The 23104-nt window shown below is 51.8% G+C and carries 22 protein-coding genes and 1 pseudogene; 22 read left to right on the top strand and 1 reads right to left on the bottom strand.

The features are described 5' to 3' along the window. Positions 1 to 11: 11 nt before the first annotated feature. The 4 genes from GHC22_RS23995 to pilV all read left to right on the top strand — a co-directional run bounded on the left by GHC22_RS23995 (position 12) and on the right by pilV (position 3072). On the top strand, positions 12 to 626 hold the full coding sequence (locus GHC22_RS23995; RefSeq protein WP_052463753.1) for a type 4 pilus major pilin: 615 nt from the start codon (positions 12 to 14) through the stop codon (positions 624 to 626). An 84-nt stretch (positions 627 to 710) separates the two neighbouring features. Next, positions 711 to 1193, top strand: a complete 483-nt coding sequence (locus GHC22_RS23990; protein ID WP_123924696.1) for a lytic transglycosylase domain-containing protein — start codon at positions 711 to 713, stop codon at positions 1191 to 1193. Next, on the top strand, positions 1178 to 1852 hold the full coding sequence (locus GHC22_RS23985) for a prepilin peptidase (RefSeq protein ID WP_040231341.1): 675 nt from the start codon (positions 1178 to 1180) through the stop codon (positions 1850 to 1852). The genes GHC22_RS23990 and GHC22_RS23985 overlap by 16 nt, the downstream gene beginning before the upstream one ends. Beyond that, positions 1849 to 3072 (top strand): shufflon system plasmid conjugative transfer pilus tip adhesin PilV, encoded by a 1224-nt coding sequence (pilV, locus tag GHC22_RS23980; protein WP_153754044.1) that lies wholly within the window; start codon positions 1849 to 1851, stop codon positions 3070 to 3072. Before GHC22_RS23985 ends, pilV begins: the two co-directional genes overlap by 4 nt. An 837-nt stretch (positions 3073 to 3909) precedes the next feature. On the opposite strand, the gene GHC22_RS23975 is transcribed toward pilV, so the two are convergent. Next, on the bottom strand, positions 3910 to 4206 hold the full coding sequence (locus GHC22_RS23975; RefSeq protein ID WP_153754043.1) for a hypothetical protein: 297 nt from the start codon (positions 4204 to 4206) through the stop codon (positions 3910 to 3912). A 581-nt stretch (positions 4207 to 4787) separates the two neighbouring features. Here GHC22_RS23975 and GHC22_RS23970 point away from each other — a divergent pair. From GHC22_RS23970 to GHC22_RS23885, 18 genes and pseudogenes are all read left to right on the top strand, one after another. Then, positions 4788 to 5951 carry a site-specific integrase gene (locus GHC22_RS23970; protein WP_370458822.1) on the top strand — a complete coding sequence of 388 codons (1164 nt, stop codon included), beginning with the start codon at positions 4788 to 4790 and terminating at the stop codon, positions 5949 to 5951. 19 nt (positions 5952 to 5970) lie between these two features. Then, on the top strand, positions 5971 to 6447 hold the full coding sequence (locus GHC22_RS23965; protein WP_123924625.1) for a hypothetical protein: 477 nt from the start codon (positions 5971 to 5973) through the stop codon (positions 6445 to 6447). A gap of 144 nt (positions 6448 to 6591) precedes the next feature. Next, positions 6592 to 7428 (top strand): hypothetical protein, encoded by an 837-nt coding sequence (locus tag GHC22_RS23960; RefSeq protein ID WP_040231179.1) that lies wholly within the window; start codon positions 6592 to 6594, stop codon positions 7426 to 7428. 102 nt (positions 7429 to 7530) lie between these two features. Next, the gene (locus GHC22_RS23955; protein WP_153754042.1) at positions 7531 to 8739 is read left to right on the top strand and encodes a conjugal transfer protein TraF; all 1209 of its coding nucleotides are present in this window, start codon (positions 7531 to 7533) and stop codon (positions 8737 to 8739) included. A gap of 132 nt (positions 8740 to 8871) precedes the next feature. Beyond that, entirely contained in the window at positions 8872 to 9345 is a 474-nt protein-coding gene (locus tag GHC22_RS23950) for a DotD/TraH family lipoprotein (protein ID WP_040231184.1), read from the top strand. Continuing rightward, positions 9342 to 10148 (top strand): type IV secretory system conjugative DNA transfer family protein, encoded by an 807-nt coding sequence (locus GHC22_RS23945; RefSeq protein WP_153754041.1) that lies wholly within the window; start codon positions 9342 to 9344, stop codon positions 10146 to 10148. The genes GHC22_RS23950 and GHC22_RS23945 overlap by 4 nt, the downstream gene beginning before the upstream one ends. Positions 10149 to 10159: 11 nt before the next feature. Continuing rightward, positions 10160 to 11320 (top strand): plasmid transfer ATPase TraJ, encoded by a 1161-nt coding sequence (traJ, locus tag GHC22_RS23940; RefSeq protein ID WP_153754040.1) that lies wholly within the window; start codon positions 10160 to 10162, stop codon positions 11318 to 11320. Then, positions 11317 to 11604: a hypothetical protein gene (locus tag GHC22_RS23935; RefSeq protein WP_040231189.1), complete on the top strand. Its 288-nt coding sequence runs from the start codon at positions 11317 to 11319 to the stop codon at positions 11602 to 11604. Before traJ ends, GHC22_RS23935 begins: the two co-directional genes overlap by 4 nt. 40 nt (positions 11605 to 11644) lie before the next feature. After that, positions 11645 to 12184, top strand: a complete 540-nt coding sequence (locus tag GHC22_RS23930; RefSeq protein ID WP_153754039.1) for a hypothetical protein — start codon at positions 11645 to 11647, stop codon at positions 12182 to 12184. Between the two features lie 361 nt (positions 12185 to 12545). Continuing rightward, positions 12546 to 15761: pseudogene (locus GHC22_RS24920) on the top strand (LPD7 domain-containing protein); the annotation flags it as partial. Positions 15762 to 17050: 1289 nt separating this feature from the next. Further along, complete coding sequence (locus GHC22_RS23920; RefSeq protein ID WP_228553289.1) at positions 17051 to 17410, top strand: conjugal transfer protein; 360 nt, start codon at positions 17051 to 17053, stop codon at positions 17408 to 17410. Further along, positions 17407 to 18108 carry a DotI/IcmL/TraM family protein gene (locus GHC22_RS23915; protein WP_040231195.1) on the top strand — a complete coding sequence of 234 codons (702 nt, stop codon included), beginning with the start codon at positions 17407 to 17409 and terminating at the stop codon, positions 18106 to 18108. The genes GHC22_RS23920 and GHC22_RS23915 overlap by 4 nt, the downstream gene beginning before the upstream one ends. A 10-nt stretch (positions 18109 to 18118) precedes the next feature. Next, positions 18119 to 19102, top strand: coding sequence for a DotH/IcmK family type IV secretion protein (locus tag GHC22_RS23910; protein WP_123924694.1), 984 nt, complete (start codon positions 18119 to 18121; stop codon positions 19100 to 19102). Continuing rightward, positions 19102 to 20418, top strand: coding sequence for a conjugal transfer protein TraO (gene traO / locus GHC22_RS23905; protein WP_153754037.1), 1317 nt, complete (start codon positions 19102 to 19104; stop codon positions 20416 to 20418). The genes GHC22_RS23910 and traO overlap by 1 nt, the downstream gene beginning before the upstream one ends. Then, the gene (gene traP / locus GHC22_RS23900) at positions 20399 to 21172 is read left to right on the top strand and encodes a conjugal transfer protein TraP (RefSeq protein ID WP_153754036.1); all 774 of its coding nucleotides are present in this window, start codon (positions 20399 to 20401) and stop codon (positions 21170 to 21172) included. Before traO ends, traP begins: the two co-directional genes overlap by 20 nt. Further along, positions 21172 to 21696 carry a conjugal transfer protein TraQ gene (gene traQ, locus GHC22_RS23895; RefSeq protein WP_040231200.1) on the top strand — a complete coding sequence of 175 codons (525 nt, stop codon included), beginning with the start codon at positions 21172 to 21174 and terminating at the stop codon, positions 21694 to 21696. Before traP ends, traQ begins: the two co-directional genes overlap by 1 nt. Before the next feature lie 33 nt (positions 21697 to 21729). Beyond that, the gene (locus GHC22_RS23890) at positions 21730 to 22134 is read left to right on the top strand and encodes a DUF6750 family protein (protein WP_040231201.1); all 405 of its coding nucleotides are present in this window, start codon (positions 21730 to 21732) and stop codon (positions 22132 to 22134) included. 183 nt (positions 22135 to 22317) lie between these two features. Next, entirely contained in the window at positions 22318 to 23049 is a 732-nt protein-coding gene (locus GHC22_RS23885) for a conjugal transfer protein TraT (protein WP_228553287.1), read from the top strand. The last annotated feature ends 55 nt before the right edge of the window (positions 23050 to 23104 follow it).

Raw genomic sequence — 23104 nt, 5'->3', positions numbered from 1 at the left:
GAGGAAAAATCATGCAATTTAATTCTGAATCAACTTCTCAGACATACAAACCGGTTAAGACAGTGTTGCACCATCGAGGCTGGGGGTTTCTGGAACAGGGGAGTATTGCCCTGATCGTCCTGGTCGTCATCGGCCTTGTGCTGGCGGGATACTTCGCCCTCAAAAATAACGTCAACGTGGGTAAGGAATCATCGAATATTCAATCTCTCATCACCAGTACACAAAACCTGCTGAAAGGGGGAGATGGTTACACATTCACTTCCGGAGCCAAAATGATGGGCGCGCTTATCCAGATGAAAGTCCAGCCTAAAAGTATGACTGTACGGGGTACAGCCTCTTCCGGGACTGCCACACTTTACAATGGATGGGGTGGTGCAGTGACACTGTCACCTGTAACTGTATCTGGATTCTCAAACGGATTCTCATTGACCTACGAAATGGTTCCTCAGGATGCCTGCGTCTCGCTTGCCACACAGCTCAGCCGGGCCAAAATTGCTGATGCCATTACCGTCAACTCCACGGCACACAGTGATGGAATCGTGACAACCGAAGAAGCCAGCGCACAATGCACAGCTGACAATGGGAGTACCGGTACTAACAAGCTGATCTTCACGCTCAACAGCTAAGGAGACGATATGCGGAGGGAACGCATTCTCTCCTGCAACCTGGCAATGACTCTGCTCATTTTATCCTTTTCCCCAGGTCCATTGATGGCCAGTTCGAACTCCCCTCCTGATACGTATGATGCCTGCTTTAATAGTGCCGGTGCCCGATACCAGATAGAGCCACTGCTGCTTAAGGCAATGGCCAAAGGGGAGTCCTGGCTCCGTCCATGGGTCACAAACACTAACAGGGATAAAAAGGGTAATCCGGTCAGCACGGACTATGGGTTGATGCAGATAAATTCAACCCATGTGCCAAAGCTCATCCGAATGGGCATCATCCAGAGTGCAGAAGACCTGCTGAAACGACCCTGTCTGAATATTCAGATCGGAGCGTGGATACTGGCCCGCCACTTTCAGGTATGTGGTGTGACATGGAATTGCCTCGGGTCTTACAACGCCGGATTTCGTAAAGACAGGCACGAAACTCGCGAACAGTATGCCAACCGTATCTGGGGGTTCTATCTGGAACTGAAAGGACTTCGAGTCTGCCGGCAGGAGAAAGGAAAGCGAATATGCGAACCATCATAGTCACCAGCCTGGCAACAGCATGGAGCCTGCCGCTACTGCTGGGTTTTGCGCTCATTGGCAGAGGCCTGATGTGGAGAGTACTCGACTTTCTGGAAGATACCACTGCTCATGGTAAGGAGAGGAACTCGCTTTTAACTGGTGGGATTTGGCTTTTCGCCACGTTCAGTATGATCGCCGCCCTGTCACCGGCTCCAATTGCCGATCGGGCTGCAGCCATCATGATGATGGGCTTCCTGCTTCAGTCCGGTATCACCGACGCAGTCAGTGGATATTTGCCACGTACTTTCACAGCACGTCTGTTACTTGGAGGACTTATTTGGGGAGTAACAAAAGACGTTTCGATTGCAGGTGTATATACGCAATTGGTGGAAATCGCTGTGGTGGGTGGCCTGATGACGTTGCTGAGTGTCCTGATAAACCGGGGCGATCAGCGTCTTGGTCGGGGAGATTTATGGCTGATAACAGGTCTGACGGCCTGGATGGGGGGGAAAGATGCAGCACTGGCCACTCTGCTTGGTACTGCAGCCTTTATGCTCTGGCTGCTAACCTGGCATTTGTCCGGAAAAAAAGAGGGGCCGCTTGGCCCCTGGCTGTGTCTTAGCGGGAGTCTCTTCCAGCTATCCAATCTGTATCAACCCGTATGGATATCAATCTTATGAAAAAGCACGATCGTGGCTGGGCGAATCTTGATGTTGCTCTGGCGCTCATAGTTGTGATGGCAATGACCGTCTTTGGACTCACTAAATATAAAGACTGGCAGCAGGAGAAAAACTGGCAGGTTGAAGCATCCCATATCAGTACATACGCAGCTGCTGCACGGGGATACGTCGGTCGTAACTACGCCACTCTGTTAAGCGCAACCAGTACCACCGCGCCGACAGTGATAACTACGGCCATGCTTAAAAACACGGGTTTCCTGCCGTCCGGTTTCACCGAAACAAACAGTCAGGGCCAGCGTTTGAACACTTATCTGGTCAGGAATGGGCAAAACACGGAGTTACTACAGGGCATGGTAGTATCCAGCGGTGGCAGTGTATACCCGGACAAGGCATTGAGGCTGATATCAAGGGATATTAAAACCGGTTTCGGGGGCTACATTGATGATGGTAAAACCGCCACAGGTGCCCTGCGTACCTGGAAAATCCTGCTGAGCAGTTACGGTGCCACCTCTGGTAATGGACATATTGCAGTACTCCTCTCAACAGATGAGCTGTCTGGCGCGCAGGAGGACAATGACAGGCTGTACCGTTTTCAGGTAAATGGCCGCCCCGATCTGAATAAAATGCACACTGCTATCGACATGGGTGGTAACAACCTGAACAGTGTCGGCACTATTAATGGTCAGACTGGGACATTTAGCGGAAACGTCAGTGGGTCAAACGGTATTTTTACCAGTAATGTCAGCGGTGCAAACGGTAGTTTCACCCAAAACATTACAGCCGGAGCACAGGTAAAAGGAGCAACGGTCCGTGCCGACAGCGACATTAGTGCCGGACGCAATATTACGGCAACTAACGAGGTTTCTGGGGCCACAGTCAAGGCAACAGGCAACTTGTCAGCAGGTGGGGTTTTGCAGTTGGATCGGATCAACGTTGCAGGCATCGCTTGTTACCCGAATGGGCAGATAAGCCGCGATGCCAATGGCGGCGTACTTTCCTGTCAATCCGGTGTGTGGGCTAATTCTGGGGAAAAAAAAATACAGCGTTACACATGGTCAGTAAATTCAGGGAATAACTACGGCGATATTTGCCAGACTTCCTTGAATTCGAGCGGGTTAACGGCACAAGGTTGGATCGCCACTGGATCTGATGCTTGTACAGAAGATAACCAGACTTGCACTATAGACAACGTTAGATGTTTTGCAGTCAGACTGAATTAATTAATCTGTCAATCCGGTGCCTGGCGTTCCCCCTCTCCATCTGATGGCATTTACACCTCTCTCGGAGCGTTTAAAGGCGTTTTTAGTAGCAGCAACACAACTGGAAAACAGTTTAAAATCTATGCCTGGGGAGGCAATCCTCCCCCCCAAAAAATCAACTTTGGTAACTCAGATAACTGTGCAAATACGTTTTCACTGACAGCCTCAGTTGGCGGCTACACCGTCGCAAATTCGGTAGACGGAAACTCACAGTGGGGTAAAAGTGGTAGCATTGTTTTTGACGTTCCGAATGGCTCTACGTTCACAATCGCATCGAATGGAATGATGAGCTACGGTTGCGATTACGGCACGTTCAGCGTGTTTCGTTTCCAGTAATGTAAACAGCCAAAAAGTAGTTATATGCGCTATAAAATCAATACCCTATACCCATTATCACGGACATAAATCCCTCACTATCACATGACACATAGATATCATCAGCAAGTGGGTCGCCACGCCCAGAACCAGTGGCCTTAATATTGGCATTTCTAATCGGCTGGCCTGTTCGTGTATCCCTGCATGGGATTCTGTAAGAGGGTTTTGCCCACACGCCGGATTGACAGTTAGCTAAATGGACAGCAATACGCATCGACATGCTCATCGTCAACGCTCTTAGATACGCCGAACATTCGCGTGCCGGTCATTACATAGCCAGCAGGACAAATCACAGGTTTGTACGTTACATCACCGCCAGCACCACCTGCAAAATAGTTGTACGCCACTGGCGACTCGAACCAGGCACAACCTTGAATACTAACTTTGCCGCCACCGCTCCACACGCCGGATTGACAGGTAAATTCAGCACGTAGGTGTGTAACCGATTACTCTCCAGTAGTAACCTTCAACTGGATAATCGTCGTTAGTCACTAGCATGCCGGAACTCGATAAATTGTAAGCACCCATATCACCTCCGCGTACACCGTTTTTCGGCATATTAATTGCGGTAACAGTTGCACTAAATGCGGCGGTCATATAGTGCGGAAATGATTCATAACGCGAGCCATCATTACCAAGAGCGCCGCCCTGTCCCCATTGTTCGATAAGACCAGTTCGGGGATTACATGACCAGCCGTTCTTGCCTAATTGCACAATCATATCTCCGCTTTTCCACACGCCGGATTGACAGGTTAGCTAAATGGGCAGCAATACACATCAACATGCTCATCATCTAAGGCTTTAGGCCATAACATGAATCGACTTCCTGTTTGAACAAATCCCACAGGACATAAAGCAGTTTTATAAAACTGTCGCTGTCCTGGATTTACCCACGCATCAGGTGAAACTATCCACTGACAAGCGGAATTGTTTATCTTTCCAGCACCGCGCCACACGCCGGATTGACAGTTACCTTGCGCACATTGCATAAGCTGCAAAACAGTTGTTATTTGAACCAGCCCCTGTGACTACCCATCTGTTATTAGCTACATCGGGATAACTGCCGTCAGGGGCGTTGTAGGCATTACTGGCATTGCCTGAGAAATAGGTCAGGTTATATCCGCCAGATAACAACCGATTACCAGCCGGACATGCAGCATATGAGTAGGTTTTATTGCAGCCACTGGCACCAATAACAACGAAACTCTCTATATCTGAACGGGCTGATTTCCACACGCCGGATTGACAGGATTATTGCATTTTTCTCTGAAGGCTTTATTTTCTTCACCTTTTTAGGAGTAATGATGTCTTCCGTTGCGCGTATTAGAAAAATGCCCCTCAGTCGTGGCCTCGATAAATATTACGAATCAGTATCCGTTCATAAAAAGGGTCACCTTCAGGAGTTTTACCGAACCAACGTCATTAAGCGCCACCCACTGGCCAGCAGGAATATGGACGAAATCACCACGGTTGATATTGCCGCCTACCGTGATGAAAGACTGACCCAGCGCAACCCCAGGACGGGGAACCCTATCACCGGTAATACAGTAAGACTTGAGCTGGCGCTATTGTCATCGCTTTTCGGTATTGCACGTGTGGAATGGGGAACCTGCCGTAGCAATCCGGTCGAATTAGTGCGTAAACCAAAAGTATCAAAAGGTCGTGATCGCCGCCTGACATCCACTGAAGAGCGCAGACTGTCCCGGTATTTCCGCGAGCGAAACTTAATGCTGTATATAATCTTTCATCTCGCGCTGGAAACGGCCATGCGTCAGGGTGAAATCCTTAACCTGAAATGGGAATATATTGACCTGCAGCATGGCGTAGCACACCTGCCAGACACCAAGAATGGGTCATCGCGTGACGTCCCCCTCTCACGTAAGGCACGCAATCTACTTCAGATGATGCCGGCCCTGCTCAAAGGTAAAGTATTTTCATATACGTCATCCGGTTTCAAAAGCGCCTGGCGGCTCGCCCTCAAGGCCCTCACGATCGAAAATCTGCATTTTCATGATCTTCGACACGAGGCCATCAGTCGCTTTTTCGAGCTCGGTACACTGAACGTTATGGAAGTCGCTGCCATTTCGGGTCATCGGTCGATGAATATGCTTAAACGCTACACCCATCTGAGAGCCTACCAACTGGTCAGCAAGCTGGACGCGCGACGGCGCCAGACTCAAAAGATTGCCCCCTACTTCGTACCCTATCCCGCACTGGTAGAACAGGATTGCGGAAGTACTGGTGACATAAGAGTGATGCTATGCGACTTTGAAAACTTAATGGTGTCGGCGCCGACCCGCGAACTTGCTCTGACCCGCGCCAGCGAACTGCTACTGCGCACTCTGGCACTTGCAGCCCAGCGCGGCGAACGAGTCCCTGCACCAGGGGAACTCCCCATCAAGACAAACGACCACATCATGATTTGTCCGCTTAACCCCGCCCAGGCTCTCTCGGCCCGGGCGTAACCTTTATCCTGGAGGGACTGTGTATCTGATTATCCTTTCAGCAGTACCACTGACATTACTGCTGTATTGCCCGGTAATGACAATCGTTAGTGCCGTGACGCCCTGGAAAGGGTTTCGTGCGGCCTCGGTTCGTCACCGAAAGAAGCATTACACTACCCTGCACCTTTCGACATTTGACCGGGTTGGTCATCTTAATCTTCGTCGTGCAGCGCGCTTTCACCGTAGTTTTCTTGCCACGTTGCAACTGACGTTACAAAGGAACAGCGCCCCCGTGTACTTCACATCCCATTTGATGCGCCCGGCACACATGAAAAGCATGACCGTACTGATGGGAAAAATGGACGATACACACCGCTGGCGCTGCGCCACAGTCTCAATTCCTGCTGTCGTCAGAAATGGGATACGCCTGCAAACATTGATACAGGAGTGGCGCTGGATAACCGTACCTGAAACCGGCGTGCTTGTGCTTATTCGACCGCGCCGGAATGTGCGTTAAAACCAAGCGCACTAACGCAATCAGAATGCACACGCAAACGCAGTCGATCTACACGATCGAATTAACTCGTTATACATGCGCGACACGATTAATTATTCTTTAACTCACTGAACCGCAAGATGTAATTTTACTTAAGGGGGCCACGTGGCAAACAGTCTTACCGCGATTTTCACCTCGCTTCTGGCGCTCCCCGACCTTGATCGGAATAGGATTGCAGAACTGCTTCAGCGCAATGAAAAGAAGCCTATGCAGACCACATCACTCCGAATGAGGCCCGGCACCCGCCAGTTGATTGATGAGTTGTCAGGCAAGATTGGGATATCTCAATCGGAGCTACTGAATCTGGTTATAGAAGGTTCTCTGCGCGATATTTTCCTGCCGTTCAGCAATACCGCGCTTAGTATCATCGATCGCTTTGAAGTGCTGATGCAGGCACATGAGCTTAACCCGACTGATATCGCAGAGTTGCTTTCATCATGGAATGTTCGGGTGAGCGTACTGCAGGACAGGGAACGAACGATGGACTATCTGTCCACTCCGCTCCTGCAGGCGCTCGCTCAGTGGTTTTTCGTTTCACCGGACTGGTTGTTAGGCAGGAATGTTCCAACGGTCGACACCACCCTGGTTCAACATCAATGGCCACAAACGGAAGATGCCTTACGGAAGATGATAATTCCTTCAGATGAGAATAATAATGACAGCGTTATTTTCTGGACGACCGAAAATACAGGTGAGGATGAATATCAGGAACGAACCGGCATATTAATTAAGAAGAAAATTGCTTCATCGCAGCTGACATATTTCCCGGTGTTATCCATTATTCCGCTCGTTCTGGACAAAGAGCAAAAATACTGGAAAGAACGCCTCCTCAGGGAACATGCCGCAACAGGCACTCTGCGCACCGTCACGGTCAGCAAGGGACTATCCACAGCGCTTGAACAAGGAATAACGCTACCCGCACTTATATTCAGACAGCTTTAAACCACGCAGAAATATTGAATTAAAAAAGAAAAAGAAATTTTTGATGCTGCCGCATCAGGACTTTCTTTTGCCCAAAATCCAGACCTGACTACAGGAAATTTAATGATGAAAAAGACTTACATTGCAAAAACACTGATTTCTTCCGCCGTCATGATGACTTTTCATGCAGGTGCAGCAACCTCCTACATGGAAGCCCGCAGCGATGCCATGGGGGGCACCGGCGTGGCCTCTGCACACTACGGCACTGCCGCCTTATCCAATCCGGCACTCCTGACGAAGTTTGGCGCGAATGATGACTTCAGTCTGGTGCTGCCGTCTGTGGGTGTCCAGGTGGCAGACCCCGATAAGGCCATTGATACTGCCGATGACGTGAAAGATCTGTGGAACAATTTTGACAATGCTGTCGACAGCCAAAGCGGTGTTAGCGAAAGCGCTGCCGCGTTACGCAATAAGCTGGAAGATTTGAAAGATGTGAAGGCAAATGGGCAGGTCGGGGCATCTGTTATTGCCACCACCCCGAATAAAGTACTCCCATTTGCTGTTGTCGTGAAATCATGGGGCACCGTTTCCGTAAACGGCACGGTCAGCGACCACGATCTGCAGTATCTCGACAAAATCGCCAGCGGGGCCATACCAGCAGATGCGGTAGACAAAGATGCACTAACGTCCCGTGCCTATGGTCGGGCGGCCGTTATCACCGACGTAGGTGTAGCTATGGCGCATGAATTTGAAACGGCAGGACACAGTTGGTCCCTGGGCATTACGCCCAAGTATCAGCGAATCGATCTTTTCAATTACAGCGCAACGGTAAACGACTTCGACAAAAATGACGTGAACTCAGACGATTACCGCAACACCAAAACCGGATTTAACGCCGACATAGGTCTGGCCACAAACCTCGGAGATAACTGGATGCTGGGTCTGGCGGTACAGAACATCATTGCCTGCAGTGTTGACACTAAAGAAGTGAACGGCGAGAAAGAAACGTTCAAAGTGAAACCTCAGGCCACTGCTGGCGTCGCCTGGAGCAACAACATCCTGACCACCGCACTCGATGTGGATCTGACCGAAGCCAGCCGTTTTGAGCGAGATGACAAACGCCAGTTCGCCAGTGTAGGGGCTGAGCTGAACGCCTGGAGCTGGATGCAGGTCCGTGCTGGCTATCGCCAGAACATGGTCTCCAGCGAGGGTAACGCCTTCACCGCTGGTCTGGGCTTCTCTCCGTTTGATGTTGTACATCTGGACCTTACCGGTATAGCCGGAACTGATCGTACCTACGGCGCTGTTGCGCAGTTGCAGTTCACGTTCTGATAATCACTGGGAAGCCCGCAATGGGCTTCCTCTGCCGTTTACTTCCGATCAATATTTCTACCGTCTGCAAAACTCCGTCGCCCTGAATCTTCTGGCCTTAACCTCAGTCGCCCTCCCGGCAAGGTAACTACTATGAACTACTTAATTCTTCCCGGCGTGCTGGCTATCTCCCTTCTTGCCGGCTGCCAGCCTTGGAGTCCACCATCGACACCTCCAGCTTCAGTATCTCCCGACCGCTACGGTGCAGCATCATCTGTCGCCGTTGCCCGTCACACGCAATATCAGATGTGGAATAACGGTCTTTGGTCCGGTTCGAAAAATGCGCCATCTCCCATGGAAATAATACGTACTAACAGTGCTGAGGTTTCCTTCGACTGGGAAGGTGATGCTGTGGAGTTACTGGCTGAACTGGCGCGTGCACGAGGCCTGCAATTCAACTACAGCGGCGTGCGTCTGCCCCTACCCGTAACGCTACACGTTCGGGGTATGACGTTCAGCAACGTGCTGCGCGTGATTGAAGCGCAGACAGCATGGCGAGCTACCCTGAATCAGTATCCGGGACTGCTCCAGCTCAACTTCATGCAACCGGAGACCAGTAAGAAATGAAAGGCTTTCTCTTATTACTTTTCCCTGTACTGCTCCTGACCGGTTGTGCCACCGATCGTCCTGCGTCACCAACAGATGCGAGTGTGTCTCCACCAGATATGCAGGCCTGGCTCAATCCGGAGCGACAGAGACCTGACAGTATTTCCGAAACTCGCTGGCAGATGCTTACTGATGCTGGCAGAACACTGGGATTTCGAGGGGGTAAATCTCAGCGGGCGTGGGAGTTGACCCAGGCGCTAAATGCCCGAGAGTCAACCCTCAACGCCCTTTACGATTTCCGGCCGCTTATCAGCCCTGAGGGCTGGCTGCCGCCGGTTATCGATGAAGCGCAGGACGTTGCACGCATCACTCCTGATCAAATCCGCACCGCCTCAAAGGTCTGGACCATTATCCGACCGGAGAGATTTGTCAGTAACCCGCCCAGTTGGCGCAGTTGGTTACTTCGCGGGCTGGCCACCACGGCAACCCCGGGCACAGAAGGGCTGGTCGTACCGGAAGACAGCTCTCAGAGAAAGGTATGGGAAGACGCGCTGAAAAAAGGCTGGCAGGAAGGTCGCGAAAATGCCGATCTGACCCTTGAAGCCAGTATGAATCAGCTCACCCGTGATTATCGGGGCATGATGCTTTACTCCCTGCTCTGGCGTCGGGGAATGATTTCCCGACCGGAAGTTACCGAACAACAGCAGACTGTGACCGGCAGTGGGCAGAAACTCATTACTGGCGATCGCGTACGCCGACTCAAATCACATGCGTCGTTTGAGCTCCAGAAGTCCCGCTGGCGCCCGTCTGTTACCATTCAGTGAGGAGTTTTCTCGTGAACACATCTGTTATCCCGGATAAGTTCGGGATTTTTCCATTTAGTGGTGCCTTCACAGCCGACGAGTTCAGGGCATTTTTTGCCTGGTGCTCAGCACAAGCTGTAAGTGACGTGGACCTGGTCGGTGGATCTCCCGTTTCCGTTAGCCGTTACGGTCGGCGTGAGAGAGTCTCCGACACCGTACTGCCGAATACCATGCTGGGAAATATGCTTGATGACCTGCTGGGACCAGAAGTGCGCCCTAGAGTGCAGGGTGGTAAACCGTCGGACAGAGCCATCCAGATCGACGGCGACATGCACGGGCGTTATGGCCTGAAACGGGGTGAACGCGTGCGACTGCGCGCGCACATTATTCAGGGAACCTCTGCCCGGGAAGAAAAGGCATTATCCGTCACTCTGCGCGTGATCCCACACATCATTCCCGACTTTCTGAAGATGGGTATAGAGCCTGATCTGGCAGCCTCCATGTTGCCAAAAACCGGGCTGGGTCTCATCTGCGGCGAAACAGGTTCCGGAAAATCAACACTTCAGGCGGCGTTGTATCGACACTGTCAGAACACTCAACCTGACCGCAAGATTGTGACCTACGAAGATCCGGTTGAGTACATTCTTGGCCGTCCCGATGACCTTTTGCCACCGCATCAGGCTCAGGTAGGCCGTGACGTGGCAAGTTTTGCAGATGGGCTTCGCTCCGCCATGCGCCGTAACCCGGAGATCATCGGTATCGGGGAGATCCGTGATACTGAAACAGCAGAAGCCTCTGTTCAGGCCGGGGAAAGCGGACACATGACTATCGGGACTCTGCACTCAAAGTCACCGGGTGAAACCCTGAACCGATTACTTGGTTTGTTCCCGCCTCAGATTCGAGACGCGCGCGCGTGGGAGCTTCTTGGTATGTTGCGTTTCATCGCAGTCCAGGTACTTGTCAAAACAACTGATGGCAAACGTCGTGCCCTTCGGGAATACATCGTATTCGACGATGACTTACGCGACGCGCTTCAGAATATCCCGTCAGAAAAGTGGCCGGCGCACATCGACACCATTCTGAGGATGGAAAAGCGGCGTATTGTCGATCAGGTGCGGGAAGGTTTCGTAACAGGTGACATAGACAGAGATGAAGCGGCGCTCTATCTGTCAGGTAAGGAACTAACGCAATGAAACGAGAAGGGTTCTGGCGTTATGCCACTCCGCCGGTCAGCTTTTTTGGTATTCCGCTGCCGTTCCTGCTGCTGTATCTGGTTTGGTTTCGCTGGCCATCCATGAACACGCTGTATATCTGTTCCGCCATTCTGGGATTCTTTGTTGCACTGAATTTCTTTGGCTGGAGTATACGAGCCATCTGCCTGCGCGTGGTTAGTACCTTCAGAGGAAAGATTGCCTCCGGTCGTCCCTGGTGGTACCGACATTTCATTGAAAAGCCGAGAGACTGGACCGGGTTGTGAAGTTGTTAGGAATATAAAAACGAATATAGTGAGGAAAATTATGATAATTAACCTGTGTAAAAAAACAATGTCGCTCATCGACAAAAAAAGATATGAGCTATTTAATCGCACTCAATACCCCGCAAACCGAGAAGAAATGGTTAAACTGGTAATTCAGAAAGGTTTAGAAAGCCTTACCCTGGAAAGTTTAGATGGAATGATAAACATATCAGGTTTACACCACCCCGGAGTTTTCTTCTATAATAAGCTTGACGTTGAATTGCGTGGAATACTCTGGAGACCTGATCCGAATGAATGTGCATCCATACTGAAAGAGATGGCTCCTTGTTTTGTTGCAGTTTTTGGGAAACCGGGTTCCGGCGTCACAACTTTGATTAACGAGATAGCAACTCTTTCAGACCAAGGATTGATGGTCTGTGATGGAAAACCAAATAATATAAACATATCTATAGGCGTAAATGCTTTTCTCAATAAAAGAAGTGTACTGACAGCTGTGACAGCCATTGGAATTAATGATGTTATTGCTGAATTATCTCATCATTCACTTTTTATTATGCCGGACGGCAAAAAGATCATATAAACATCTCATTAAGTAACCCTGTAAAACACAAAATCAAAGATATTTATTTTCACCAGACTTCTATTGGATGATGTGATTATGTCTTTAATTCATCTTTATGGGTTTGTATCCCTGGGATTTATATCTCTTTTAATTCTGTCATTTATGCAGTCAAAAAATCTTTTAAATATGAAGTTGAACCATCATAAGTCAATATCAGAAATATCAGCAGCAACTGCATCTGAGACGAATGCTTGCGTTTTCTGTCACTGCTTCTGCCCACCGGATATGCCTTTCCGGATTATCTCTGCGACTGAATGAACCCCTTACCGTAACGCATCTTCCCGCGTTATCCCATTCGCCTCCGCCCTGGAGCAAGGTCATGAAAAAGAATCACCGCGTATGGCTTGCCGTGCCTCATGAAGAGAAGGATGAAGCCATCAATGCCCACCCACGTTTCAGCAATGGTCAGAAAGCCCTTGAATGGGACAATGAACACCGGCTCTGGTATGCCCAACCAGGTGCCGAGCTGAGCAGGTTCGAACGATGGATGCCCCGGCCACACGAACTGTCGATGAATGCAGATGATCCGGTAACAGAGTTTGCACAAAAACTCGAAGAAGCAGGGCTGATTGTTAAAGGGGTGCCCGTGATGGATGGCAGCCTTCAGCGTGTACCGACAAAACAGGACAAAAAGGGTTCCAAAAGCGGAGCTTACAAAGCATACCTGGATGGGCGCCCTGCCGGATGGTACCGCGATTATCGCAGCGCCGACGCAAAACCAACGCAGTGGGTGTTTTCAGGTGGTGGCGAGATGGACCCGCTTGCGCGCCTTCATCTCCGGGCTCACGCCCAGCAAACCCGTGAAGACAATGCGCGTGCTCTTGAGCAGCAGTATAAACGTCAGGCGGAATATGCCGCCCGATACGTTGACCGGTACCCACAGGCTACATCAAACGCCTACCTGACCCGCAAGGGAGTAGAGGCCGCTCCGGGTATAAGAATCAACGATAAGCAAGAGCTTGTTATCCCCTTCAGCAACGCGCATGGCGACATTCGCTCTTACCAGCGTATTCCTCTTACCGGTGGGAAAGACGCCCGGATTCTTAAAGACAGTGAAAAAACAGGTAACTGGTTTGCTCTGGGGACCCCGCAGAATGGCCAGCCGCTGCTGTTTGCTGAAGGATATGCAACAGCAGCCTCCATACATGAGGCATCAGGTCTGCCGGTACTGATGACTATTGATGCAGGAAACATGATTGCCGTTGGTCAGAACGCCCGTGCCGTCTGGCCTGACAGTCAGTTTATCTTCTGCGCAGACAACGACCATCAGTTAAAAAACCCGTTGACTGGTGAGCCTGAGAATAAAGGCATCCTAAGTGCCACCAGGGCCGCCGAACTGACGAACGGTGAAGTAATAGCCCCAGCATTTACACCGGCAGAGCTTGAACAAAACCTTACTGACTTCAACGATTTGATCCTCAGTAGAGGAAAAGACCTCGCCAGGCATCTCATCAATGTTCAGCTTCACGCTATGGGGATAGAAACCCCATTCAACACAAACTCACAAACCCGTAACGCCTTTGTAGAAGGCGGTCTTGTCTTCACCCCTGTTCAGGAAACTGCTATGGATAATCATGAATCTCCGGATATCGCACATATATCCGATAATGACATCGTCCGTGAACATACCGTTAGTAAGTTGGCCGAGGCCACTGCAGCAGAAAAACCAGCGACGGAGGCACCAGCGCAGCCTCCAGAAAACCAGACATCACAGAAAGTCGGGCGTGAAACGATAACATTGTTTCATGGTTCACCTGCCACCTTCAGTGCCATTGATTCTGAAAAAATAGGATTAGGTCAAAATCTGGTGGGGAAAGGTTTTTATACTGACACGTCTATTTTAGGCGTGCAGTATGTGATGGAGGAAATAAATCATAAGGACTTTCACATATATGAATTAGAGATCCCTTCTAAATCTGTTGTTTTAGATCGTTGGGATAATTCCACATTAACAGATGAACTACGGGAACGAATCAGAGAAGCTGGAAAATCGGGGCATCAGCAACTCAATGAAAGCGAAAATGTTTCTCGCTCAGAGATCGGAAATAAACTCGCTGACAGCAAGGCGATAGATGACACCTTTCTTAACTTCGCCAGCAGCCCTCAGGGGATGAGCATTCTGAAAGAGGCAGGCGTTGATGCATTAAAAGACAATAGTTATGTCGCTATTATCAATACGGATTTAATTGATAATATTCGTTTGCGCTCTGCAGGTGGAAATATAAAAGCAGAAATGACGCAATATATAGACAAGGCATTAAGTAACGTTGCTCAGGATGCTTCGAGATTGTCAGAGATATTGCAAAAGGAACAGAATATTTCAATACATTATGAAGCCATCCGTTCTGAACTAATAAATCTGACAGTGGCTCAAAACCGGCCCGATGAAGCTGAAAGGTTGACGGCTCTACTTACACATACATTCGTTGAAACTATTGATAGTCCCCCTGATAGAAAAACAAATATTACCCCCTTAAACCGACTATATGCGGAGGCAATAAGAAGCCTTGACCTGAATCATGATAATAGCGCTGCGCCACTGGGCCGCATTATTGATAGTGCTGTCGTAAACATAAACCCTGACCAGAAATTCGTTGCAGAACCCAATAAACCAGAGCCGGCAACTCCTGCCAACGAACAGAATCCCGCGCCGACTGAGCCGGAACAACCTCAACCTGCAGATGTACACGATGAGCCATCCCCCATGCCCCCAATAGAAGCTGACGTTTTAATTCCTGATACGCAGAACAACCCTGATGGGACGCTCGGGACATCTCCCGATGATTCCAGTCAGAGTAGCCAGAGCGTCGTCGAAGCAGGGTCGCATACACCGTTACCTGACCTGGATGATTATGCAGACATACGCGCGCAAATGGACGACCCACAGTTTGGTGAATGGATGCACAGTCAGTCTGATGACTTACCCCCTATGCCTGCTCAGGAACAACTTACAGCCCATGAACGGCAGGAAACGGATAAACAGGCTGTAAAACCTGAGGCGGCGTTACATGATAAAAACGCGGAGCCCCCGGCACCGATCTCGTCTGAATTGCCAATCCCTCCACAGTCCCCTGGAGTACCATCAACCGGGAAAAAACAGGAACAAACTCAGACAGCCGATGCAGAGGCAGACATTCCAGAGCCGAAACCGAACTGGGCGAAAACGGCAGAGAATGAGGTGAATGAAGCGGATGGACTTGTCTATGGGCCTCGTAGACCGGAACCGCTGCAACGTGAAGATCTGGATAAAATCATCAAAGCCCTGTCAACGGAAGAGCAGCGCGACAACACGGTGCTCTACCGCCTCGACGGGGAAGATGCCTTTCGCGATCTCGGCAACCGCCTCGAAATGTGTAACGGTGCAAGTCAGGACAAACGAAGGGTACTCGCCGCGCTGGCGGTTGCATCACGTTTTTACGGCGGCGTGGTGGAGCTAACCGGCAGTACGGAGTTTAAAGAGCAGGCTATGCGTCTTATTATCGAAAATGACCTCGATATCCGCATGAAGTTGCCTGCGCAGCGCGCGCAACTTGAGGCACTTCGGCAACAGATGGGGACGACCAGTGATTCAATCACAACGCATATACCTACGCCGGATCTGAATCGGCAGACACCATCACCTGATGCCGCACCGCCACTGTCATCGGCAACAGCCGCACCTGAAGCTGTTTCCTCTAACGCGCCTGGCACACCAACACCCCCTGCATCACCAAACCCGGTATCACAGGCACAAGAACCCGGCACGCCTCAGCCTGCGTTTTCAACCTCTACTGAGGCTGTCGCGTCAAAGGCTGCCGACAGTATCCGGGTCCCGGAAATGCCCGCTGAGCCAGCGCCCTCCACACTGAAACCAGGGCAGAGCATCACGGCGGTATTGAAAAACTTTGGCGAGGCGACCTACGAAAATAAAGAGCAAAAGGGTGGGAGCTTCTTTATCGAGCTACAGAACCGTGGAGGGAGTCATACCTACTGGGGGCAGGATTTAAGAGAACTTATAGAAAACCACAAAACCGGTGATGTGGTTACACTGACGCTTAACTCCCGTGACAGCTGGCATGTACCAGGAGAGGAAAATGGACGCGTAAAAAATAACTGGTCATTGACGTCCGCTTCGACTGGCCTTGCCGTGGCGCACGATCGGCCAGAGCAGGGGCAACCCCTGCAAGTTTTTCCGGTCGATACGTTTGGCCGTCTCACTCAGCAAATCCGTCAGGCCTGGCCCGAGTACACCACAGACCTGAAGCTGCCACCTCGCCTGGAAGAACGTCAGTTTTATCTGGGTGAAGACAGACACCCGGTGAAGTCACCGGTAGCTGCAGCAAGCATTTTGCCACCATCCACAGACGCCCCGGACAGGTTGATACCCGTTATGGCCTCTATGGACACACAGTCAAACCAGTTAGACCTGCTGCTTGTACAGTCAGCGGGGGAACATCTGCAGGGTATGGTGCGACTGGATGGCACACTGTATCCGGCACTGGCCACACCAACCACCGACAATAGTCAGTTGGTTATCAATGCAATCACCGACGACGGTCCCCGCTTTGCGGGTTACGGACAGGCGGTGAATTTCGAACCCGACGGCACTACCCGTGCCGCTCCTCAGTTGATGACGTTCCACCTGAAAGGTCGGGAAGAGGACACACCGCTTCCCGCCCGACTCTACACACCGGAAAAACAGGCAGACACCCTGTTCCAGCGTCTTGGTTTTGAACAGACCTGGAAACAATGGGATGACGCACGAAAGCCGGAGGGCAGACAGGAAAAAACGCTTCATCAGGAACACTCCCACAGCCCCGGCCGCTAAGCCGATAAGGAGAGAGAATGCGATATCAAATGCTTAAAGCCGGACTCTTGTCCGGCTTCATGCTTTTATCTACCGCCGCTACGGCGGCGACCTGCCGAGCAGGAAGTGCCGCTGAAGCGGGTAGTCAGGCTGGTTATGAGCGGGCCAGGGCGGCCGCAACAGCCTGGGAACAGCGCGAAAGCAATGTCTCATCCTCCCTGCAGTCCTGTCTGTCCCGTATCAAGAGCGTCAAAGTGAGCCTGCCGCAATTCCCCGGGCTCGATGAAATCATTTCTCAACTGGAAAATAAGGTCTGCGAAGCTGCCCTTGATAAGGTCAACGAACAGATTCCAGACAATATCGATCCCTGGAAAAACTTCAACTCCCGAAACCTATGACAAAACTGACTCAACCGGCCCCCCCTGCAAAGGGGCGGGCCTCCTCCGCTACGGAGGATCCGCTGAACGACGCCGTAAAAATGATGATCACGGCAGAAAAGCGCCAAAAAATGGCACCAGAGCTGATGAAGAGTAATCTCCGACTGGGGACTGGCCTACTTATCAGCATAATACTCAACGCCGGTTTAACCTGGGCTCTGATACAACAGCCACGGGATTACTTTGCCACCGACAGCGGACGCCTGGTTCGCCTGGCTCCCACATCCGAACCGGCATGGAGCCAGGACGATGCAATCGCCTTTGGCAGCAAGGCTCTGATGCGAGCCTTTAACCTGGACTTCGTTCACTATCGTGAGCAGGTATCTTCCACGGCCTCGCTGTTCTCTGAAGAAGGGCACGCCAGTTACATCCAGGCGCTTACTAACTCCAATATCTATGATGCCCTGAAGCGTGAACGTATGAACCTTACCGGCTCCGTTGGGGCTGGTGTCGTCATCCGGCGTGGACGCCTGTCTGACGGAACCTGGTTCTGGACTATGCAATATCCGGTACGTCTGCGTCTGGTTGGTCAGACAACCAGCAAGCCCGAACAGCCGTTTGTTTTCGAAATCACCATCCAGCGCGTAGATCCACGACAGAAACCTGTCGGGATGGAAATCCGCCAGATGATCTCACGCAACGCCCCCCGCAACCTCTGAGGCTCCCGCCATGAAACTTCGTTATCTCATGACCACCCTACTGCTGTGTGGTCCGGCTCTCGCAGCCGCTGCTGACAATACTGGCTGGCAGAACGCCAGGACACCTGGCGCAACAAGTGCAGCTCCAGCCCAGCAAGGTGCTGAACCACATACAACGGACGTACCCGCAACCCGGATTAGTGGGGAGTTACCGGCACCAGGACAAAGCTCACCGCTGGTAGACGAAGCGGCAAGCATGGACTCGCCTCTGTCAGCGGATGAGATACGCGAACTGCGTCTGCGACTGACAGACAACGAGCGGTCGGTAAATGCCCCAATGATAAGCGTGGTTCCGCGCATCAGTTCGTTAACCCTTAATCTTTCACCAGGAGCCAGTATCCCGTTGGTACGTACGGCCATGAACAACCAGAGCGTCGTTACCCTGACAGACATCAGTGGTGCGCCGTGGCCACAGTCGGATCCGCCGATTAATGCCAGTCCGAAGAGTTTTGACGTGAAATTCAATGCTGGCACCAACATGCTGGCGATAACCCCGCTGCGTCCGTGGGCGGCAGGGAACATTTCCGTGTATCTGAAGGGACTCGATGTTCCGATCATGATTAACGTGACAAGTGGTGAGACTGACACCCGCACAGCCAGCCAGGAGATCGACAGCCGGCTGGATTTACGTGTCCCACGCCTGGGGCCTGGCACCGCACTCCCCGGCGTGACCGTCGATAAAATCGCACTCCACAGTGCCACTTTGCAGGCCTTTCTGGATGGCACGCCACCGAAAGATGCCCGTCGCCTGAAATTCCAGGGCAACGTTCCAGACACCATCATCTGGCAAAGCGGTGATGATCTGATGGTTCGTTCCCGGGCAATGCTTCGCGATGAGTTTGAACAGACACTTTCTTCAGCGGACGGCACACATCTCTGGAAACTCCCCCTCACCCCGTTACTGACCTTCTCAGTGAACGGGAAATCCGTTAACGTCACGCCGGAGCTTCAGTAATGAGCGCAGAACAGGATGCCGGAAATAACGGCAAAAAACTTATTTCAATAATCGGATTTGGAGCCCTAGCTTTACTGACTGCCGGTTACTGGTTAGTGTCATGGCTGACACATGACCCTTCAGGAAAGGATTCTGCCGTTAACCTTAACGGCACGGCCTCAAGTGCCGTAACCACCACAACGGAAAGCCCGCGATACCGTGAGCTGCTGAAAGCCTCAAACGACTTAGGTGCGCAAGAAGCCGCACGGACTGATTCATCTTTTATCGCCAGCCTCCCGGTAGGCCTTGAAGTCACGGAACCCCCGCCTGATAAGCCGCCGGTAACAAAGCCAGCATCACAAGATCCACCATCGCCACAGTCGGTAAAATCGTCACGACGCACGGAAAACACGGCCGGAGAAGAGCAGGCGAACGAGAAACGCCAGGCTCAACTCCAGAAACTGCTTACGCGAATCAGTGCCGCGCAGGCGGGCGGTGATGCACCGGTTCTTGCCACTGCACTGGCAAGCGTTACGCGGACTTCACCAGCGTCTGGTGCTGGCCGCCAGGCAGAATCCACAGCTAAAACAGAAAGCGCACAGGTCTTCATCCCTGCACTCACTCGTGCGTCCGGTTATATGGAGACTGCCGTGGATTCGGATAACCCCAACTCAGAGGTGGTTGCGGTCATACCTGCCGGGCCGCTGGCTGGTGCCAGACTTCATAGCCCTTCAGTAAAACTTGCCGGAAATGGACTCGATATCAAATTCACCAGTATGAACTGGAACGGTATGGAACTGAACGTAAAAGCAAGCGCACAGAGCGAGAAAAACCTGATGTCTTCGGTGGCCTCCGATGTCAACCATCGATGGGGGACACACATCGTTCTGCCAGCTGTATTAGGTGGTCTTGGCGACCTGGGGGGACTGTACAAAGATGCTAACACGCAGGTCATGCAGTCCAGCGTCGGAACCGTCACCGGACGCGTGGGGAAACCTGACGGCAGCACAGTAGCTGGCGTAATGGTCGGTGGCACAGCCCAGACAGGTGCGGAAGTCATCAAACAGGAGATGGCCCGCGAGCCGTTCCGCCAGGTCACAGTGAAGCAGAAAGAGGTTATCTCCATTCTCTTCGTTGAATCAGTAACTTCAGACGACGTTATCAGTAATAAGAAAGTCGCACTCCCCGCTACCAGTACATCAGTACTAACACCCGTTGCAGCAGAGCAGCAAACAGAATCCCGCCTGCAGGAAGCCATCGTGCGCCGCCAGGCTGAAATCCGTCGTCAATATGGCGATACCGTACCCGTGAGGAACAATGATGAATCAGCAAATTGACATATCTGAAGAAGACACGCTGGAAAACGAGGATGATTTTGGTGCGCCAGATCCCCGTCAGAAACTGCCTTTCTGGAAGCGGGAGCTGCTGTTTGGCTATTCTCTGCCGTGGCTTCTCGGGATAACGCTTCTGGCAGTGGTCAGTCTCTGGTATCTGTTCGGTCCGTCACTGTCATTTACAAGTAACACACCGTCTGAAAGCAGCTTCAGTGAGGTTGAAAGTACGCTCGACGGTGCACCGCACAGTTCGGTTGAGACTATTCAGCCCACGAGGCCCCCGATCCCCGTAGCGCAGCCAGCGACACAAACTGCACCTCCGATGCTCCAGGGCGATACGACGAGCATGATGACGGATATTCGTGACGAGCTGAACGACCGCGATCGAAAGATAAATGACTCTCTGACGTCACTGAAAGACAGCGTCACCCGTCTGTCTGATGCTATCAAGAGGGATGAGGCATACGCGGTAGAAACGCGTGCCCAGCTTACTGACCTGATACAAAAGCTGGCAGTGCTGGAAGCCCGGGCAAGCGCCTCTGATACCTCAAAACCCGCTTCCAGGCTCCAAAAACGGCAGGTAGCCAGTGCTATTTCAGGCATGAAAATCATGTCACTGGAGTCGGGAATGGCCTGGATCAAATGGCAGGGCAGTACCTGGTCCGTCCGGGAGGGGGATACGCTGGGTAAAGTCACTATTCGTCAGATTGATCCCGCCACACGCTCAGTGGTGACAACAGGAGGAACCCTGCGCTAATGGCACTGGATGCCATTACGCTAATAGAGAACCTGGCTTCGGGCATCTTCACCGCTGGACTGGATTTACTGTTCAGTTGGTCTGAGATGATTGGTTTTTTTGGCCTCATCGCCCTACTGGTCCGGCAACGTTCCAGTCGTGGTCCCTTATCTCCGGGCAGGTTCGCTATTGGCCTTTTTTCCTGCGCCGCACTGGTATCCCTTCCCTCCATAATTAATGCCAGTGGTGCGCAGCTTGGTTTTGGCGCCACATCTTTTGATGCGATCGCTTATGTGCAGCCCGCCACCTACGGCGTTGCTGCAGGGGCCGCTAACGCCGTGCTTTCCCTGGTTCGGCTCGCAGGAGTGGGATTTGTCTATGCGGCACTCGATATGTTTCGACGTTCAGAACTTGAGGGGCATACCGCGCTCAGTTCAAGCGAAAGTATTCGTGCCGCGACCGTAAAGCTGATGGCCGGAACCGCGATGGTCTTTTCACCTCAGCTCATCGATGCCGCACTCTCCACCTTCGGACTCGCTTTTTAACACCATTCGTTTTTTATAACCCAAGGAGACACCATGTCACTTTTCCGTGCTATTTCCGCGCGTATTTATGCCGTTGTTATTTTCTGTCAGCTGACCATGATGCAGTGCCGTGAGCGAATGATTCAGGGGCTATGTGCCCTGGTTACGTTCCTGTTACCCGGCATGGCCTTCGCTGAAGGCGATATTGCCGACATGATGCGCAGCGCCGCTGACGGTGCTAAAAGCGGTAAAACTTCCGGGCTGGAAATTGCCCAGGCGATCGGCGTTTTCATCTTCATCGGTTCCCTACTGGCCTTCAAAAAAATTGGTACCAACCCGCAGGTAACACTCGGCCGCTGCTGTGCAGGTCTGGCTATTGGCGGTCTGCTGGCCGTTGTCCCTGAAATCATGAGTCGTACCCAGAAACAGCTCGGTACCAGCTCCGTCACCATCAGCTAATCACAGGAAAGGGTCGGTAAACACCGACCCTTTCAGGAGAAAACGATGAGTAATAAGAAAAAGACACCTGACCTTCGGTGGCTACATCCGCTTCCAGTGCCTGATGTTGTCCATACCACAGCCCCCCAACTTCCTGCCCCCGTGAGCGTTTCAGGGGGACGCTGTTATTGCTGCGGTGCTGATATGAAACATCTGTTTATGTTACCGGAATCCCTGCCCTTAACCCGGCTGGCGGAAGACGCGCAGGATGCAGAGGCCCGGCTACTCAGAGCGAAAGATACGCTGGCTCAGCTGGCGTCCCGCCCCACGCCGCAGGTACCGGCTGAATACGAAAAACATACTCGGGCACTGAAAGCCGCACAAACCGGGATGCAGCACGCATCACTTGCCGCCCGCCGCCTTGCCCTGCGCCACATTCCGACCGCGCTTCTGACCGATACCGGTTTACTGTCTGATACTGAATATGCTGAGTTCGAACGGCTCACGCTGCCGTTTAATCTCTGTTTTATCTGCCACGCCTGGCATGCCCTCAACGGATTTGCTGCTGCTCAGGGTGTAATGGTCTGGTTACCGGACCTGCATCCACGTAATGTCGTCGCCCTGAACCGAAAAGCTCTGCAGGCCGTTTTCAGCAACATTCCTTACAAAATTCGGGAGGGTCGCCGGGTGCTGTCGGAATTGATCCGGCATCGATTGCCTCTGGAAGAACGTTTCGGAGGGTGGCGGCCTGCTGATTATGCAGATGCGCTTAAACGCTTCCCGCCAGTCATTCGCGATGAAATGCGACAGAAAATGAACGGCGTGGCGTTGATCCTTACACCGGATTCAGTCACGGACAGTGACGTGCTGTCAGAAATCCCGCAGAAAAAAATAGTATCGGCGCAGCCCCCAGGCACCACTGTCACACAAAACTGAAGCGCACCTCGTCACACAGATGCGCCATCGCGCCCATCAATACACGCCATCCTGG

Source organism: Citrobacter sp. H12-3-2 (assembly GCF_009649895.1).
Lineage (GTDB): Bacteria > Pseudomonadota > Gammaproteobacteria > Enterobacterales > Enterobacteriaceae > Citrobacter > Citrobacter portucalensis.
Note: the sequence above shows the minus strand (reverse complement) of the source record. Positions and strands in the feature narration are given on the sequence as shown.

Bases quoted from the DNA above. Each gene is read 5' to 3' on its own strand.
- GHC22_RS23995 (WP_052463753.1), top strand. From the start codon at position 12: ATGCAATTTAATTCTGAATCAACTTCTCAGACATACAAACCGGTTAAG.
- GHC22_RS23990 (WP_123924696.1), top strand. From the start codon at position 711: ATGGCCAGTTCGAACTCCCCTCCTGATACGTATGATGCCTGCTTTAAT.
- GHC22_RS23985 (WP_040231341.1), top strand. From the start codon at position 1,178: ATGCGAACCATCATAGTCACCAGCCTGGCAACAGCATGGAGCCTGCCG.
- pilV (WP_153754044.1), top strand. From the start codon at position 1,849: ATGAAAAAGCACGATCGTGGCTGGGCGAATCTTGATGTTGCTCTGGCG.
- GHC22_RS23975 (WP_153754043.1), bottom strand. From the start codon at position 4,206: ATGATTGTGCAATTAGGCAAGAACGGCTGGTCATGTAATCCCCGAACT.
- GHC22_RS23970 (WP_370458822.1), top strand. From the start codon at position 4,788: ATGATGTCTTCCGTTGCGCGTATTAGAAAAATGCCCCTCAGTCGTGGC.
- GHC22_RS23955 (WP_153754042.1), top strand. From the start codon at position 7,531: ATGATGAAAAAGACTTACATTGCAAAAACACTGATTTCTTCCGCCGTC.
- GHC22_RS23950 (WP_040231184.1), top strand. From the start codon at position 8,872: ATGAACTACTTAATTCTTCCCGGCGTGCTGGCTATCTCCCTTCTTGCC.
- GHC22_RS23945 (WP_153754041.1), top strand. From the start codon at position 9,342: ATGAAAGGCTTTCTCTTATTACTTTTCCCTGTACTGCTCCTGACCGGT.
- GHC22_RS23935 (WP_040231189.1), top strand. From the start codon at position 11,317: ATGAAACGAGAAGGGTTCTGGCGTTATGCCACTCCGCCGGTCAGCTTT.
- GHC22_RS23930 (WP_153754039.1), top strand. From the start codon at position 11,645: ATGATAATTAACCTGTGTAAAAAAACAATGTCGCTCATCGACAAAAAA.
- GHC22_RS23920 (WP_228553289.1), top strand. From the start codon at position 17,051: ATGCGATATCAAATGCTTAAAGCCGGACTCTTGTCCGGCTTCATGCTT.
- GHC22_RS23915 (WP_040231195.1), top strand. From the start codon at position 17,407: ATGACAAAACTGACTCAACCGGCCCCCCCTGCAAAGGGGCGGGCCTCC.
- GHC22_RS23910 (WP_123924694.1), top strand. From the start codon at position 18,119: ATGAAACTTCGTTATCTCATGACCACCCTACTGCTGTGTGGTCCGGCT.
- traO (WP_153754037.1), top strand. From the start codon at position 19,102: ATGAGCGCAGAACAGGATGCCGGAAATAACGGCAAAAAACTTATTTCA.
- traP (WP_153754036.1), top strand. From the start codon at position 20,399: ATGATGAATCAGCAAATTGACATATCTGAAGAAGACACGCTGGAAAAC.
- traQ (WP_040231200.1), top strand. From the start codon at position 21,172: ATGGCACTGGATGCCATTACGCTAATAGAGAACCTGGCTTCGGGCATC.
- GHC22_RS23890 (WP_040231201.1), top strand. From the start codon at position 21,730: ATGTCACTTTTCCGTGCTATTTCCGCGCGTATTTATGCCGTTGTTATT.
- GHC22_RS23885 (WP_228553287.1), top strand. From the start codon at position 22,318: ATGAAACATCTGTTTATGTTACCGGAATCCCTGCCCTTAACCCGGCTG.